At 60.3% G+C, this 14,830-nt stretch carries 15 protein-coding genes and 1 tRNA gene; 10 read left to right on the top strand and 6 right to left on the bottom strand.

The window, feature by feature from the left end:
* Positions 1–6: 6 nt before the first annotated feature.
* The gene (gene hisH, locus J5Y17_RS03630; RefSeq protein WP_219783844.1) at positions 7–645 is read left to right on the top strand and encodes an imidazole glycerol phosphate synthase subunit HisH; all 639 of its coding nucleotides are present in this window, start codon (positions 7–9) and stop codon (positions 643–645) included.
* Positions 646–728: 83 nt separating this feature from the next.
* Here the strand turns inward: hisH and J5Y17_RS03625 are convergent, their stop codons facing one another.
* A complete protein-coding gene (locus tag J5Y17_RS03625; protein ID WP_219783843.1) occupies positions 729–1,112 on the bottom strand; it encodes a DUF2147 domain-containing protein in 384 nt (127 codons plus the stop codon).
* A gap of 155 nt (positions 1,113–1,267) precedes the next feature.
* Here J5Y17_RS03625 and hisA point away from each other — a divergent pair, with 155 nt between their 5' ends.
* The 4 genes from hisA (at position 1,268) to J5Y17_RS03605 (ending at position 3,730) form a co-directional block, all read left to right on the top strand.
* Positions 1,268–1,990 (top strand): 1-(5-phosphoribosyl)-5-[(5-phosphoribosylamino)methylideneamino]imidazole-4-carboxamide isomerase, encoded by a 723-nt coding sequence (gene hisA, locus J5Y17_RS03620; protein WP_219783842.1) that lies wholly within the window; start codon positions 1,268–1,270, stop codon positions 1,988–1,990.
* An 89-nt stretch (positions 1,991–2,079) separates the two neighbouring features.
* On the top strand, positions 2,080–2,553 hold the full coding sequence (locus J5Y17_RS03615) for a DUF2867 domain-containing protein (RefSeq protein ID WP_219783841.1): 474 nt from the start codon (positions 2,080–2,082) through the stop codon (positions 2,551–2,553).
* 60 nt (positions 2,554–2,613) lie between these two features.
* A complete protein-coding gene (hisF, locus tag J5Y17_RS03610) occupies positions 2,614–3,411 on the top strand; it encodes an imidazole glycerol phosphate synthase subunit HisF (protein WP_219783840.1) in 798 nt (265 codons plus the stop codon).
* A 10-nt stretch (positions 3,412–3,421) separates the two neighbouring features.
* The gene (locus tag J5Y17_RS03605) at positions 3,422–3,730 is read left to right on the top strand and encodes a phosphoribosyl-ATP diphosphatase (protein ID WP_219783839.1); all 309 of its coding nucleotides are present in this window, start codon (positions 3,422–3,424) and stop codon (positions 3,728–3,730) included.
* Positions 3,731–3,750: 20 nt separating this feature from the next.
* Here the strand turns inward: J5Y17_RS03605 and J5Y17_RS03600 are convergent, their stop codons facing one another.
* The 3 genes from J5Y17_RS03600 to rlmB form a co-directional block, all read right to left on the bottom strand.
* On the bottom strand, positions 3,751–4,218 hold the full coding sequence (locus J5Y17_RS03600; protein ID WP_219783838.1) for a hypothetical protein: 468 nt from the start codon (positions 4,216–4,218) through the stop codon (positions 3,751–3,753).
* Between the two features lie 91 nt (positions 4,219–4,309).
* Positions 4,310–4,741 (bottom strand): CoA-binding protein, encoded by a 432-nt coding sequence (locus tag J5Y17_RS03595; protein ID WP_219783837.1) that lies wholly within the window; start codon positions 4,739–4,741, stop codon positions 4,310–4,312.
* Positions 4,742–4,968: 227 nt separating this feature from the next.
* On the bottom strand, positions 4,969–5,766 hold the full coding sequence (gene rlmB, locus J5Y17_RS03590; RefSeq protein ID WP_219783836.1) for a 23S rRNA (guanosine(2251)-2'-O)-methyltransferase RlmB: 798 nt from the start codon (positions 5,764–5,766) through the stop codon (positions 4,969–4,971).
* A 155-nt stretch (positions 5,767–5,921) separates the two neighbouring features.
* Here rlmB and J5Y17_RS03585 point away from each other — a divergent pair.
* Both J5Y17_RS03585 and J5Y17_RS03580 read left to right on the top strand, forming a co-directional pair.
* A tRNA-Tyr gene (locus J5Y17_RS03585) sits at positions 5,922–6,005 on the top strand.
* Positions 6,006–6,126: 121 nt separating this feature from the next.
* Positions 6,127–6,855 (top strand): dienelactone hydrolase family protein, encoded by a 729-nt coding sequence (locus tag J5Y17_RS03580; RefSeq protein WP_219783835.1) that lies wholly within the window; start codon positions 6,127–6,129, stop codon positions 6,853–6,855.
* A 10-nt stretch (positions 6,856–6,865) separates the two neighbouring features.
* On the opposite strand, the gene J5Y17_RS03575 is transcribed toward J5Y17_RS03580, so the two are convergent.
* Entirely contained in the window at positions 6,866–7,291 is a 426-nt protein-coding gene (locus tag J5Y17_RS03575) for a hypothetical protein (protein WP_255571837.1), read from the bottom strand.
* A gap of 123 nt (positions 7,292–7,414) precedes the next feature.
* Between J5Y17_RS03575 and J5Y17_RS03570 the strand changes: the two genes are divergently transcribed.
* The 3 genes from J5Y17_RS03570 to J5Y17_RS03560 all read left to right on the top strand — a co-directional run bounded on the left by J5Y17_RS03570 (position 7,415) and on the right by J5Y17_RS03560 (position 13,773).
* Positions 7,415–8,419 carry a hypothetical protein gene (locus J5Y17_RS03570; RefSeq protein ID WP_219783834.1) on the top strand — a complete coding sequence of 335 codons (1,005 nt, stop codon included), beginning with the start codon at positions 7,415–7,417 and terminating at the stop codon, positions 8,417–8,419.
* Between the two features lie 196 nt (positions 8,420–8,615).
* Positions 8,616–11,711, top strand: coding sequence for a hypothetical protein (locus J5Y17_RS03565; protein ID WP_219783833.1), 3,096 nt, complete (start codon positions 8,616–8,618; stop codon positions 11,709–11,711).
* 175 nt (positions 11,712–11,886) lie between these two features.
* Positions 11,887–13,773 (top strand): monovalent cation:proton antiporter-2 (CPA2) family protein, encoded by a 1,887-nt coding sequence (locus tag J5Y17_RS03560; protein ID WP_219783832.1) that lies wholly within the window; start codon positions 11,887–11,889, stop codon positions 13,771–13,773.
* 30 nt (positions 13,774–13,803) lie between these two features.
* On the opposite strand, the gene cobT is transcribed toward J5Y17_RS03560, so the two are convergent.
* Positions 13,804–14,820 carry a nicotinate-nucleotide--dimethylbenzimidazole phosphoribosyltransferase gene (cobT, locus tag J5Y17_RS03555; protein ID WP_219783831.1) on the bottom strand — a complete coding sequence of 339 codons (1,017 nt, stop codon included), beginning with the start codon at positions 14,818–14,820 and terminating at the stop codon, positions 13,804–13,806.
* Positions 14,821–14,830 lie beyond the last annotated feature (10 nt).

Here is a 14,830-nt window from a genome sequence, read left to right as displayed (position 1 = left end):
ACTGACATGCTGACAGCACTCGTCGATTACGACAGCGGAAACCTGCACTCCGCCCATAAAGCGTTTGAGCGTATGGCGCGCGAGAACGGCTCCGGCACCATCGTGGTGACCTCGGAACCCGATGTCGTGGCCAAAGCCGACCGCATCGTATTGCCGGGCGACGGCGCCTTTCCAGCCTGCAAGAAGCAGCTGTTCGACTACACTGGCCTGTTCGAGGCGATCTCTGAGGCCGTCACGGAAAAGGGCCGTCCGTTCATGGGCATTTGCATCGGCATGCAGATGCTGGCGACCCGTGGCCTTGAGTATGAAGAAACTGAGGGCTTCGACTGGATCGGCGGTGAAGTCGTAAAGATCGCACCCTCGGATCCGGCCCTGAAAGTGCCTCACATGGGTTGGAACGACTTGCACATATCGAACACACACCCGGTTTTGGATGGCATTTCGAGTGGCGATCATGCCTATTTCGTACATTCCTACCATTTCAAGGTCGCAAACCCGGCGCACCGTCTCGCGCATGTGGATTACGGCGAGGACGTCACCGCCATCGTTGCGCGCGACAATATGATCGGTATGCAATTCCACCCGGAGAAAAGCCAGCGCGCGGGGCTGCGCATCGTGTCGAACTTCCTCGGCTGGGCACCGTAGGATTTGAGTATTTTTGCCACGAAGAAGACGTGAAAAAGGGGCCCGTTTGAGGCCCCTTTTATTTTGATGGAAACGGAAAGTGCTTACTGCACCCGGCTCCATGTCTGACCTTTGCAGATCGGACCGACGCAGCCGGAGACCTTGAGCGTGTTGCCGGAGAGCGCCATTTTCGAGTTGTAAACCTTTCCCGTTGAGGGCTGCCAGATCTTGCCGCTCTTATAGCCGCCGCCGCCCTGCGCGACCATGTCCCAGACGATTGGCTTGCCCTTGTTGGCGGAGTTATACTCGCCGCTGTCGTTGAAGGTCCGGCTGATCGTGCCGCAAATCTTGTCGCCACAGGGGGCGATGGTGATATGCGCATAGGCGCCGTCATCGACCTGAGTCTGCCAGATGCCTTCGACCGGGTCAGCAAACGCGGGCGCGGCGAGACCCAGCGCGGCAATCGCCGCGAACATCACATGTTTCATTCTATATCCTCCCAAAATATGGCCCTACCCTGAGCGGGATCGGCGCTTTGAGGCAAGATTAACGCAGCGGCACATCCTCCTCAAAGCGGGTTTTGCAATTCCCGCGCAATCATGCCAAAGGGATCGCAACGATTTCACGACAGGAGCCCCGCGCCATGATCCTCTATCCCGCCATCGACCTCAAAGACGGCAACGCCGTGCGGCTTTACAAAGGCGAGATGGAGAAAGCGACCGTGTTCAACGAGAACCCGGCCGCGCAGGCTTTGGAGTTTGTCGAAGCGGGCTGCGAGTGGCTGCATCTTGTTGATCTGAACGGCGCTTTTGCCGGCGAACCGGTGAACGCAGCGCCTGTGGAAGAGATTCTCAAGCAATGCAAAGTGCCCGCGCAGTTGGGTGGCGGCATTCGCGACATGGCGACGATCGAGATGTGGCTGTCCAAAGGCCTAGAACGTGTGATTCTCGGCACCGTGGCCGTCGAAAACCCCGATCTGGTGCGTGAAGCGGCGCGTGCCTTCCCCGGTCACGTCGCCGTCGGCATCGACGCGCGCAAAGGCATGGTGGCAACCAAGGGCTGGGCCGAAGAAACCAACGTGAACGCCACGGACCTCGCCAAATCTTTCGAGGACGCAGGCGTCTCAGCGATCATCTACACCGACATCAACCGCGACGGCGCCATGCAAGGCCCGAACATCGAGGAAACCGCAGCGCTGGCCAATGCCGTGTCGATCCCCGTGATTGCGAGCGGCGGCGTGTCCTCAATTGCCGATCTCGAAAACCTCAAGGCTTGTGGCGCTCCGCTCAATGGAGCCATCTCCGGCCGTGCGCTCTACGATGGGGCGATTGATTTGAAAGAGGCGCTTAAGGTGATGAAGGCCTGAGGCCCCCTCCCCCTGCGTCAAGCTGTCCCTTTCCTAACGCCATGGTTCGCCGTTAAGTGAACACGTTTAACATGGCGTAAAGGGTTCCAATGTCACAGGTTCAGCATGCTCCCCTCCCCTCCACTTCGCGGCTCTGGGCGAAGGTCCGAAGCGGCGACTTCATCGACGGCTACGCGGTCAACAGTGCGCTGTCCCCAAGAGATGCGGCGAACATCGGCCTAACCATGCCCGGCTGGGCCGACGCACTTCTGAACCTGCGCAACCGGATCGTGAAACCCCTCGGCCTGAAAACGGAAACCGCCGCCAGCGGTGACGGCGCGATTTTTCCGGTGGAATACGAAGGCGCGGATGAGTTGATCATCGGCACCGACGACACCCATCTGAATTTCCGCATTTGCATCCGTCAGGACGCAGGCCGCATCCATATGGCGACATGGGTGCATCGCAACAACGCTCTGGGGCGAGCGTATCTGATGATCGTCAAACCCTTTCACGTGCTGATCGTGAGGGACGCCATGCGCCGGATCGCTCGTGGAAATGCGCATGGAAATCACGGCGCCTGACGTTGCATCCGGCCCCCTCGCACTTTAAAGACTCGGGCGAGAGACAAAAAGGCGCGCCCCATGCTCAAGACCCGCATCATCCCCTGCCTCGACGTGGCCGATGGCCGTGTGGTGAAAGGCGTGAACTTCGTGGACCTCATTGACGCGGGCGATCCGGTCGAGAGCGCACGGGCCTATGATGCGGCGGGTGCGGATGAGCTGTGTTTCTTGGATATCCACGCAACCCATGAGAACCGCGGCACAATGTACGATCTCGCTACCCGCACTGCCGAGCAATGCTTCATGCCATTGACCATCGGTGGTGGCGTGCGCACCACCGAAGATGTGCGCAACCTGTTGCTGGCGGGCGCCGACAAAGTGTCCTTCAACTCCGCCGCCGTGGCCGACCCGGATGTCATCGCACGCGCCGCAGATCGATTTGGCAGCCAATGCATCGTCTGCGCCATCGACGCCAAGACCATCGAATGGGATGCCGAGGGCAACCCGATCAAATGGGCGATTTTCACCCATGGCGGGCGCAAAGCCGCGCTTGATGCGGACGGCCACCCGATTGATGCGGTGGAATTCGCCAAGCTGATTGAGAGCAAAGGCGCGGGCGAGATCCTCTTGACCTCGATGGACCGCGACGGCACCCGTGCAGGCTTTAACATCGGCATGACCCGCACCATCGCCGATGCCGTGAACATCCCGGTCATCGCCTCTGGCGGGGTTGGCAATCTTGACCACCTCGTCGAAGGTGTAACCGAAGGCCATGCCAGCGCCGTTCTGGCCGCCTCCATCTTCCATTTCGGGGATTACACGATCCAGGAAGCCAAAGAGTACATGGCCGCCAAGGGCATCCCCATGCGTTTGAATTAAGGAGCTGGTCATGTCTGTTTTGCACGAGCTTGAAACCGTCATCGCCTCCCGCAAAGGGGCTGACCCCGAGACCTCTTGGACCGCGAAACTCCTCACCAAAGGCCCGGAGAAATGCGCCGAGAAATTCGGCGAAGAGGCGGTCGAGGCGATCATTGCCGCGGTGAAGAACGACCGTGAGAACCTCACCTATGAAGCCGCCGATGTGCTCTATCACATGCTGGTCATGCTGGCCGCGCGCGATGTGGCGCTGGACGATGTATTGAAGGAGCTGGCCCGCCGTCAGGGGCTGTCTGGGATCGCGGAGAAAGCCAGCCGGTGACGGCTTAGAGAACCGCGACCTCAGCTGTTTGGCGCGTTCTCAAGGGCATCGATCCCGCAGCTGACAAGATCCGAAAACTCTCTGGCCTGTTCCTTCTTGAAATAGTCCATAAGATTGTCGCCCGCCCAAAAGACGATCTGCTTGCCGTCCGACATACGCCCTTTTCCACGCCCTGTGCCGGTCTTCTTGTCGTAGTAGAAAAACGTCGCGCGACCGCTACGGCCATCGGTGCAAGTGGTGCGAACCTTAGCAGTCCCAATTTGGGTGCGCCGGAACGTGCCGGAACAGGTGGCGCCGGCGCTGGATACGGCTTCAAACAGGCCCGTCTCCACACCGTAAACCTCGCCGATAAAAAGTTCATTCTGCGCGCCGAGAATACAGCCGACCACGCGCGTGCATTGATTGTTGCGATCAGAACAATCTGCGGCCTCCGCCGTCATCGGCCAGAACGCCATCACTGCGCCCACAGCCATCGAAAATCGTTTCATCAAATAAATCCGTCACAAGACTTCGCGAATTCCGGTTTTATATCGGCAGAATCGTCCCGCGGCTAGCGCGAGCCAGTGGGCTCTCCCGACCTCACAACCCCAGTCGCGGAATCTCAATCGCCGGACAGCGATCCATCACCACCTCGGCGCCTTGCGCACGGGCAAGCGCAGCCGCTTTCTCGTTGACGATGTCGAGCTGCATCCAGATGTATTTCAATCCCTGAAGTTCGTGCAGCGCGTCATCGACCACTTGTCCGGTCACTTCGGGTTTGCGAAAAATATCGACCATATCGACCGGCTCAGAGATGTCGGCCAGTGTCGCGACACAGGTCTGGCCAAACAATTCCTTACCTGCTTGCCCTGGATTGACTGGGATGACTTTGTAGCCTCGCGCCGCCAGAAACTTTCCAACTTGATGCGAGGGGCGTTCTGGTTTGGGAGAGGCTCCCACAAGGGCGATCACTTTCGTGTCTCCGAGAATGCGGGCGATGTCGGCGTCGGTCAGTTGGTCAACATGTTGCATGTGCAAAATGATAGCGCATTTTCAGAAAGAAAAAAGCCCGGGCTCTGAAGAACAGAAGGCCCGGGACAAAGTGTGGAACGAGGGACAGTGAGAGCTACGCGCGTGTTCCAGTGTGCGCGTCTCACCTAAAGAGATAGGGAGTGAATCTCGATATGGAAGAGATTGTAAGAAAAACGTGAACACAGCGTGAATCACGCGCGCCTTGCCCTCTTCCCCATTACCCCTCTTTACCGCTGTGAGGCCGCATAAAGCCCGACGGCGGCGGCGTTCGAGACGTTGAGCGAACCAAAGCCGCGCGCGAAGGGGATTTTCACCAATTTATCGACGGTTTCTTTGGTCTTCTCCCGAAGCCCCGGCCCCTCGGCGCCCATCACAAGTGCGACGGGTCGATCCGAAAGCACCGCCAGAGCTTCGTCGATGGTCTCGTCGGCTTCGCCATCAAGACCCAGACAGGTGAAGCCCAGTTCTTGTAGCTTCACGATAGTCTCCGAGAGGTTGCGCACCCGCAGATAGGGTTGGCGTTCCAATGCACCTGAGGCTGTTTTCGCCAAAGCGCCGGTCTCGGGCGCAGCATGACGCGCGGTCGCGATCACGGCTTCGGCCCCGAACACCTCGGCGGAGCGCAGAATCGCGCCAACGTTGTGCGGGTCCGTTACCTGATCGAGCAGTACGACCAGCGGCAGCCCTTCGCCTTTCGCCAAACAGACCTCCTCAACCGACCCCCAGCTTAGTGGTTTCACCTCCAACAACGCCCCTTGGTGCACCGAGGTCGGGTCCACAGGAATGTCGAACTTGCGCGGATCGTGGAATTTGCGCGGGTCGATCTCTTCGGGAACGATCCCACAGGCGGCGATTTCCGCCTCAAGTTTGGCCATCGCGTTTTTGGTCACCAAAAGCCGCAATTTCTCGCGCGCCGGATTCGCCAGCGCATCGCGCACCGCATGCAGGCCGAACAGCCAGACGGTTTCTTGCGCGGCCTTGCGCTTGGCTTGCTCTTTTTCGACGACCCATTTGGGTTTTTTCATGGCTTTGGTGTCCCGATTTTTGTGGCTGGCCCTTCTTGGCGCAGGCAATCTCTAAGAACAAGCAATTTTCCTGTTGACGCCCCCCGCCCCCAAATGTATCCACCGCCCACACAGACGCAAACGGTCAGTGAGAGATCACAGATCAGCGTGAAAGTGGGCGACGGGCTGCAAGGTGCGGCAGCGGACTGTAACTCCGCCGAGGAGACTCATGCCTGGTTCGATTCCAGGGTCGCCCACCACTTCTCCCCCTCCGGATATGACAAGCTTATCGCGGTGACGCTTAGTCACTGATCGCCCTTTCTGCCCTTGCAACTCCTGTCTGATCCACCGAATTTGAGGCGATCATAAAAGGAGAGTGACATGACCCTGCAACGCGTTGAGATCACTTACGGCGGACCCGAAATCGGCGGGCCCTTCATCGGTGCGCTCTATTGGGATGACGCCCTCACCGGCCCCCGCCCCGGCGTCATGGTCGCCCCCGCTTTTCGTGGTCGCTCGGAGTTTGAAGAAGCCCGCGCGCAGGAGCTGGCCGCTTTGGGGTATGTCGGATTCGCCATCGACTATTACGGGCAAGGCTGGACCACCACGGATGCCGCCGAGGCCCATGCCGCCAAGGATAAACTGGACGCGGACCGCGCCACATTGGCCGCGCGCATGGTGGCCGCGTTCGAGGCGCTGAAAGCACAGGAGCTGGTGGATGCGGAACGCACCGCCGCCATGGGCTATTGCTTTGGCGGCAAGGCCGTGCTCGATCTGGCCCGCGAGGGTGTCGAGATCGGCGGCGTCGCGACCTTTCATGGCATTCTTGACCGAGCCGCAAGCGCGCCGGACATGAAAATCGTCTCTGAGGTTTTGGTGATGCACGGTTGGGACGACCCGCTCGCGCATCCCGAAAGCGTTCTGGCATTCGGTCGCGAAATGACAGAACGCGGTGCGAAATGGCAGCTCCACGCCTATGGCAACACCGGACACGCCTTTACCAATCCCGCCGCCAAACCGGGCGCGCAGCCGGGGTTTGGATTCGACGTCAAAGCGACCGCGCGAAGCTGGCGCGCGCTGGTGGATTTCTTGGCGGAGGTGTTGCGGTGAAGCGGAAGGTTTACTGAATCTCGACCGCCTTGCGCTCGTAATGCGCCTGCTCCGCCGTGCCGTCATCAAAGGTCACGTTGAGATCGACCGTCTCGATGGAGCCCGACGGAAAACTGACGAGGATCGCGTCCAAGCTTTCGGCCTTGAGCGCATTGGGTTGCGCTGTGTCGAGATAGCAGGGCTCCATCACGAAAGGCACCATCTCACCACCGTTCACGCCATAGAAAATCTCGGTCAACCCGCAGCGCCAGCTCAGGAGATTGGTGAAATACAACAGGTCCTTACCGTCATAATTGCGCACCGCAATCCATTGCGGCTTCGTCGCCTGTAAGATGGGTTTGACCTCTGCCGCGGTGGTGAAATTCTCTGCCGAAGCGCCCGAGGCCGTGAGGCAGAAAAGTGACGCTAGAGCTGCGCGTGTCATTCCGGATACCATGGAAACAATCCTTTTAACTACAAGGGAATTAACGGCTTTTTATAAACGATGATCCGCCCTATAGTCTGCCGAACCACCCTGCGGTCTCCCGCCTTCCCTATCGAGTTGCCCTTTAGAGTTCTCATGCCCAGTAAGCCTCAAAAAAACGCCCCGTTCAACATTGTCATCATCGGACAGGACGGGCGGTTGATGTATGAGGCGCTGTTGTTCGCTGCCTCGCTGCGCGCGATGGACCCTGATTTCCAAGGCCGGCTGTTCGTCGCCGAACCGCAGCCCGGCGCGCTATGGCCGCACGATCCGCGGATGAAACAGGCCGATGTGTTGAGCGCTCTCAAACGCTTGAATGCGGAGATTTTGCCGTTTGAGAGTCAGCATTTCGGTGAGAGCTATCCCTATGGCAACAAAATCGAAGCACTTCTGGCGCTCCCAGAAGGCGAGCCCTTCGTGTTTTTCGACAGTGACACGCTGATCACCGGACCGCTATCCTCCGTGCCTTTCGATTTCTCCCGGCCCTGTGCCTCTCAGAAAGTCGAGGGAACATGGCCGCAGATCGAGCTTTACGGGCCGGGCTACACCGAGATTTGGAAGTCGCTCTACGACCATTTCGGGCTGGAGTTCGAAAGCACGCTCGATCTTGATCAGCCGGACGAATACTGGAAACGCTATCTCTATTTCAACGCGGGCTTCTTTTTCTATGATTGCCCGCGCAAATTTGGCGAGCGCTTCCTCGAATACGCCCTCGAAATTCGCGACAACCCGCCTGAGGCCGCGAGCCTTCAGGTCTTTGATCCCTGGCTTGACCAGGTCGCACTGCCCTTGGTGATCCACTCCTTCGGAGGCGCGCGGCGGACCATTCCCGAAGACACGCTCGATGGCACAATCTCGTGCCATTACCGCACCTTCCCCTTGTTGTTTGCACGAGAAAGCGACCGCGTCGTCGAGGTGCTGCGCGAGGTCTCAAGCCCCAATTGGATCAAAAAGGCGCTCAAGGACTACGAGCCAATCAAACGCCTCATCTATCAGCCGAAGGGTGACAAAATCCGGGCAATGTTCGACCGCGAACACCTGCCGCGCCGCGAAAAGATGATCCGCAATCAGATTAAGAAGGCCGGTCTCTGGATGCGATAAGCGCATGTTCCGCGCGACGAAAGCGATAGAGCGCAAAGTAAGGACGGCCTCACCGCCTCCCCCTCCGGCAAGGTTCCGCCATAGCGGCTCACATCTGCGGCAAGGCGCTCGGGTTTCCCTTTGCAGGCTCGAAAAGCTGCGTTAGGGTGCTGCGACGACAAGAATTCAGACCAAATAATCGAGCCAGCCTGCGGAAATGAAACCGAATTTTGCCCTCAACCTAAGCCATGACGGCATCGTTCTATTGCACCGCGCTTCGAGCGGCTGGCATCAGATGGGCGAGGTTGCGCTGGACGCGCCCGATATGGCCGCGGAACTCGCCGAGCTGCGTCAACTTGCGACCTCCGTCTCAACCTCGGGACTGGCCACCAAACTGGTGATCCCGAATAGCCAGATCCTCTACCGCAGCCTGCCCGATCCGGGCGAGGCGACGCGCGATGCCGCGATCCGCGCGGCCCTCGATGGCGCCACACCCTATGCATTGGACGATCTCGTCTGGGCTAGCACGGTTGTGGACGGTCAAGTGCAGGTCGCGGTGATCGCCCGTGAAACCCTTGAAGAGGCAGAGAGTTTCGCCACGGAGCACCGTTTCAACCCGATCTCTTTTGTCGCCCTTCCCGACGCAAACACCTACACAGGCGAGCCGTTTTTCGGCCGCGCCAAATCCGCCGACGCGCTGATCGGCGCGGGCACGAAGGTCGAGCCGGACGAGACCGCGATCCAAATTTTACCCACCCGCAAACTGCCTCCGCCACCCGTCGATCCCGTGATCTCGGAGGCAGTTGAAGCCCCTAGTGAGACGATTCAGGAAGACCCCGCCGATTTGCGGGATGAGACCCAAAGCGAAGATCCTGTTTTGGTGCTTGGCCGCGACGAGGACAGGTCTGCCGTAGATGATCCTGAAGCCGAGACCGAAGCCGATGCCGCGGAGGCGCCGGCTGAAGATTTGGAAGACACCTCGGCCTCAAAGGTAGACACGCCTGAAGCTCTGGACGATGCCGCTGAGGCGGAGACAGACGCGGACAATTCAGGAGAGGATAGTGACGAAGCGCCTTTCGAGGACGTCCCTTACGATGAGGACACAGGCGCCGAGGAAGCCAAAGTTGAGCCCCCACAACCTGTCCCCCCCTTGTCCGACATACCCTTGTCAGATGACACTGAGAGCGACGATGTGGAGATCACAGATGTGGAGGAGACGCCAACCGCCTCCGCCTTCCACAGCCGCCGCCTGACAGCAGCCAGCCCGACGACAAGCGAGACACCCGCAGAGACGACGGCCACACCTCGCCTCTCGGCGCGCCCGGCCCGGTTCTCTGCGCTGCCCGAAAGCGGCACGCCTGCGCACAAACCGCTTGGACCCGCCACGCAGGAGGAGAGGACCGAGGACGCGCCAGACATCTCAACACCGGAGATCAATGCCCCCGCGGCGTCGAGACCACAGCAAGAGCACCCGCATGTGGCCGTGACCTCCGGCGATCTGCCGGTTGAGGACCCGGAAGAGACCACGAAACCCAAGGCGCCACGTCCCGGCAAATCCGCGCCCCTGCCAGAACCGCCGCCGATGCCCGCGAGTCCGCGCGCACCAGAGCCGCGCCCCGTAGGCAGCTCGGACAAGAAAGCGCCGAAGGCTGCGGCCAAAGAGGCTGCCAAGGGCGCGCTCAAATCCCTGTCGGGTCTTTCATCAGCGGCCAAAAGCCGCATGGATAAGGCCAAGGACGACAGAGCGAAAAAGGGCGAGGCGCAAAAGGAAGCGGCGAAAACAGAAACCCTCGCACTGCGCACTCAAAGCGCGACGACCACAGGGATCGCCACTGAAATTGCCCCGATGTCAGATCGAGCCGCCGGTCTCGACCGCGCGGAAAACACGATCGACGAGGCCGAGGCCCTGACCGTCTTTGGCGCGCGCCGCAGCAGTCGCACGAGCCGCAAATCTCCGCGCCTCGGTTTGATCCTGACCGGCGTTCTGGTGCTATTGCTGCTGATCGTGGGGCTGATCGCCGGATTTTTACCAGACGACGAAGCCGCGACAGATGCCCCGGCGCAACAAACCAGCGCTCTGGAGCAAAATAGCGATGTGACCGTCGATGATGCGACGGCGGTTCTTTCGCCGGATGAGGCAATGGCACCCGAGACGGTGATCGCAGAGGCCTCGGCTTCGGATGACGTGACCGAAGATGCCGCGCTTGAAGATGAACCAGAGCTGACGCCAGAGCTGCTGGAGCAAGCCGCGTTGCCCGAGCCGCCGGGGGCGCAAAACGAGATGCCGGAACCAGATTTGGAGGCCCTGAACGCGCAATATGCCGCGACAGGCATTTGGCCTCTGGCGCCGGAAAACGGCACGGGCGAGACCGGCGAAGACGATCTGAACGCAGTTTACACTGCCTCGATCGACCCGCGCATTTCCTCACAAGATGCGGGCGCCCTGTCCGATCCGACTCGCAATGCCGCTGAAACCGCCCCGCGCGCAGCGCTGCAACCAGCGCCTCCGGGCACGCGCTACGATTACGACGAGGACGGGTTCATCCGCGCCACGCCGGAAGGCACGGTGACGCCTGAAGGTGCGGTTGTCTATGCCGGACGCCCCGACATCATTACCAAACCCCGCCCCGGCAGCGCGGTGGATGAATCGGTCGAAGCCGCTCTCGATCCGGCCCCTGTCGATGAAAACGATCCGGTGCGCCTCGCTCTTGCAGCGTTTCAACCGAAATTGCGCCCCGAAAGCCTTGTTGAGAATACCGAAAAGGCCAATCTCGGCGGCATGACCCGTGCCGAATTGGGCGGCTTTGCCCCGAAACTGCGCCCGGCGTCTGCACAGGAGTTGGCCGAAGAGGACGCTCGCACCGAGACCCCGGATGAACAGCCCCGCACCGCCCCCGTGGTGACGGTCTCTCTCGTCCCGAAAGCGCGCCCGCAAGATTTGGAAAAACTCGCCGCCGCCGCCCGCGCCGCAGAAGCCGCCGCAGCGGCCGCCGCCGAAGCGGGTACCACGCAGACCTCCGCCGCAGCGCAGGTCACAGCGCGCGTGCCAGCCTCGCCGCTGCCGCAATCCGACCCGGCCAATGTGGCACGTGCCGCGACCGTCAAGAATGCGATCAACCTGCGTCGCCTCAACCTGATGGGCGTCTATGGCTCTAGCTCGGATCGCCGCGCGCTTGTGCGTCTGCCATCTGGCCGGTTCGCGAAAGTGAAAATCGGTGACCGACTGGATGGAGGACGGGTGCAATCCATCGGGTCCGACAACCTGACCTACGTCAAGAACGGGCGCGCCGTCACGCTAGAGATCCAAGGCTAAGGCGGTCGCGTCCACGCCGCTCATGTTTTGGCATTGCTTGCTAAAAATCTCACATGCCCCTTGTCGCCCCGCTTCTTAGGTGTGTCGGGGCTTTACCTCTCTGTAATGACGCGTGAATATGATTGTCACGCCCGTCTCATCCGGACGGCTCACATTCCGAATAAGGACAGCGCCCATGCAAGGCCTTCTGGCCCAAGCCGTTATCTACCTCGCCGCCATTGTCATCGCCGTTCCTCTGGCGCGTCGATTGGGGCTTGGCTCCGTTTTGGGCTATCTTTTGGCCGGTATGATCGTCGGCCCTCTTCTGGGGTTGGTTCAGCATAATGAAAGCGAGGATTTGCTTCATTACGCCGAGTTTGGCGTGGTGATGATGCTCTTCCTGATCGGGCTCGAACTGGACCCGCGCGGCCTATGGGAGATGCGCAACAAGCTTTTGGGCATGGGCGGATTGCAGATCGTTCTGACTGGCGCGGCCATCATGGGCGCCGCAATCTGGGCGGGGCAGACATGGCAGACAGGCCTCGCGCTTGGCATGATCCTGTCACTGTCCTCGACCGCGGTGGTGCTTCAAACGCTGTCAGAGAAGAACCTGATGCACACTGGCGGCGGACGCGCGGCATTTTCCGTTCTGTTGACGCAAGACATCGCGGTGATCCCGATGCTCGCGCTCATGCCGCTTTTGGCCACGGGGACGCTAATGTCGATCAACCCCGATGGCTCGATCAGTCGCGCGAGTGATTTGGAAAAAGCCGCTTCTCACAGCGCCACACTGGTCGAGGGGCTGCCCGGTTGGGGCGTCACACTGGTGACACTTGGCGCCGTGGGCGCAATCATTCTCGCAGGCGTGTTCCTGACCCGTCCGGTGTTTCGCTACATCCATTCCGCCAACCTGCGCGAGATTTACACCGCCGTCGCTCTGTTGATCGTGATCGGCATCGCCTGGCTCATGACTGCGGTGGGCCTTTCGCCGGCTCTGGGCACCTTCCTCGCCGGTGTGGTTCTGGCAAACTCCGAGTTTCGCCACGAATTGGAAAGCTCCATCGAACCTTTCAAAGGTTTGTTGTTGGGGCTGTTTTTCATCGCCGTGGGCGCGGGCATCAATTTCACAATTCTGTTCCATGATCCCTTCACGTTGATCGGGCTGACCTTTGCCCTGATGATCACCAAGGGGGTGATCCTCTATATCATCGGGCGGATTTTCAAACTCCGCCAACGCGGACAATGGCTGTTCACCCTGTCACTGGCACAGGCCGGGGAATTCGGCATGGTGCTCACCACTTTCTCGCTGCAACAGGGGGTGTTGTCGTCCTTCATGGGCGAGCGGGTTCTGTTGATCATCGCGCTGTCGCTCTTGTTCACGCCTTTGTTCTTCATGCTCCAGGACTATCTGCGCGCGAAGCTCGCCGACCGCGCGGAGGAGACGCCTGCGGATGACATCGACGACCAGCAAAAGATCATCATCGCGGGGATCGGGCGTTTTGGGCAGGTGGTGAACCGGCTCGTGCAGGCCTCCGGGTTTCAGACCACCGTGTTGGATCACGATCTGAAAACCATCCAGCTGATGCGCAAATTCGGCTTCAAGGGCTTCTTCGGCGACCCGACCCGACCGGAGCTTCTGCATGCCGCAGGGATCGAGACAGCGCGTATTCTCGTGATCACCTTGGACGACCCGAAAGCCGCCACGCAGCTTGTGAAATATGCCCGCAACCTGCGGCCCGATCTTTTTATCATCGTGCGCGCCCGCGACCGCATCCATGTCTATGAGCTCTACAAGGCTGGCGCCGACAAAATCGTGCGCGAAATGTTCGACAGTTCGCTGCGTGCAGGCCGCTACGTCTTGGAAGAGATGGGCTTTTCCGAATATGACGCCGCCGTCACGGAACAGGCCTATTACCAACACGACCGCGAGGCGATGCGGGCCTTGGCCGAGCTTTGGGATCCGAGCAAACCTGTGTCGGAAAATTCCGCCTATGTCGCGCGATCTCAGGCGCTCGACAAAGAATTTGAGGCCGCTTTGGTCACCGAACTGGAGCGTAAAAGAGAGAAAGGCGATGCAGCCTAAGCGGCATCGCCTCCTCATTTCTCTGTCCGCTTATTTGTCCGACACGCCGGCCTCGGCGAATGTCGCCATGCCTGACAGGCATTCCACTGCGCCCTTGACCAGCGGGATCACAAGCCCCGCGCCCGACCCCTCGCCCAAACGCAGGCCCAAGGCGACCAAAGGCTCTTTGCTGATAGAACTGAGCACAGCCGGATGCGCGGCCTCTGCCGAGACATGGCCTGCGATGCAGTGATCCAAAGCCCCCGGCACCGCGCGCTCAAGCGTTGCCGCCGCCGCACAGCAGATAAATCCATCAAGCACCACAGGAATGCGCAGGTGACGCGCGCGGGCAATCGCTCCCGCCATCGCCGCCACTTCCCGCCCGCCCAATGCGGCCAAAATCGCCAACGGAGATTTCCCGCCATGAAGGGCAACACCGGCGGCGCAGACCTCTTCCTTGATCTTCAGACCGTCGTCATCGACGCCCGTGCCACGCCCGACCCAGTCGGCCGCCTCGCCCCCGAACAAAGCGTTCGCAATCGCCGCCGCAGAGGTGGTGTTGCCGATGCCCATTTCGCCGACGACCAGCAAATCCGACTGCGGATTGACCGCATTCCAGCCGATCAAAAGCGCCTCAACGCATTCGACCTCGGTCATGGCAACGGTTTCAGTAAAATCACCGGTCGGACGGTCCAGCGCAATAGGATGCACTGACATGGCCGCGCCCGCGTTGCGCGCCAGTTGGTTGATCGCCGCCCCGCCGTGCTCGAAATTCGCAACCATCTGCACGGTCACTTCCGCCGGGAAGGCCGAAACCCCGCGCGCTGTCACGCCATGGTTGCCCGCAAAGATCGCGACCTGCGGCTGAGTGATCTTGGGACGGCCCTCACCCCGCCAAGTGGCATACCAGATGCCAATTTCTTCGAGCCGCCCCAGAGAGCCCGCCGGTTTCGTCAGCTGCGCATTGCGCGCCTCAGCTGCCTCTTTTGCCGCCAAATCCGGGCCGGGGGCCTGTTTCAGCAGAAGTTCAAAGCCAGCGAGATCGGAAAAAGCACCGGTGAAAACCATGGGTCGTCCT

It is taken from the genome of Celeribacter sp. PS-C1, assembly GCF_019429625.1.
Lineage (GTDB): Bacteria > Pseudomonadota > Alphaproteobacteria > Rhodobacterales > Rhodobacteraceae > Celeribacter.
Note: the sequence above shows the minus strand (reverse complement) of the source record. Positions and strands in the feature narration are given on the sequence as shown.

Excerpts from the sequence above, each read along its gene's own strand:
- J5Y17_RS03575 (WP_255571837.1), bottom strand. The coding sequence starts at position 7,291 with ATGGTATCCGGAATGACACGCGCAGCTCTAGCGTCACTTTTCTGCCTC.
- rlmB (WP_219783836.1), bottom strand. The coding sequence starts at position 5,766 with ATGAAAAAACCCAAATGGGTCGTCGAAAAAGAGCAAGCCAAGCGCAAG.
- hisA (WP_219783842.1), top strand. The coding sequence starts at position 1,268 with ATGATCCTCTATCCCGCCATCGACCTCAAAGACGGCAACGCCGTGCGG.
- J5Y17_RS03580 (WP_219783835.1), top strand. The coding sequence starts at position 6,127 with ATGACCCTGCAACGCGTTGAGATCACTTACGGCGGACCCGAAATCGGC.
- J5Y17_RS03560 (WP_219783832.1), top strand. The coding sequence starts at position 11,887 with ATGCAAGGCCTTCTGGCCCAAGCCGTTATCTACCTCGCCGCCATTGTC.
- cobT (WP_219783831.1), bottom strand. The coding sequence starts at position 14,820 with ATGGTTTTCACCGGTGCTTTTTCCGATCTCGCTGGCTTTGAACTTCTG.
- J5Y17_RS03565 (WP_219783833.1), top strand. The coding sequence starts at position 8,616 with ATGAAACCGAATTTTGCCCTCAACCTAAGCCATGACGGCATCGTTCTA.
- hisH (WP_219783844.1), top strand. The coding sequence starts at position 7 with ATGCTGACAGCACTCGTCGATTACGACAGCGGAAACCTGCACTCCGCC.
- J5Y17_RS03570 (WP_219783834.1), top strand. The coding sequence starts at position 7,415 with ATGCCCAGTAAGCCTCAAAAAAACGCCCCGTTCAACATTGTCATCATC.
- J5Y17_RS03605 (WP_219783839.1), top strand. The coding sequence starts at position 3,422 with ATGTCTGTTTTGCACGAGCTTGAAACCGTCATCGCCTCCCGCAAAGGG.
- J5Y17_RS03600 (WP_219783838.1), bottom strand. The coding sequence starts at position 4,218 with ATGAAACGATTTTCGATGGCTGTGGGCGCAGTGATGGCGTTCTGGCCG.
- J5Y17_RS03595 (WP_219783837.1), bottom strand. The coding sequence starts at position 4,741 with ATGCAACATGTTGACCAACTGACCGACGCCGACATCGCCCGCATTCTC.
- J5Y17_RS03625 (WP_219783843.1), bottom strand. The coding sequence starts at position 1,112 with ATGAAACATGTGATGTTCGCGGCGATTGCCGCGCTGGGTCTCGCCGCG.
- J5Y17_RS03615 (WP_219783841.1), top strand. The coding sequence starts at position 2,080 with ATGTCACAGGTTCAGCATGCTCCCCTCCCCTCCACTTCGCGGCTCTGG.
- hisF (WP_219783840.1), top strand. The coding sequence starts at position 2,614 with ATGCTCAAGACCCGCATCATCCCCTGCCTCGACGTGGCCGATGGCCGT.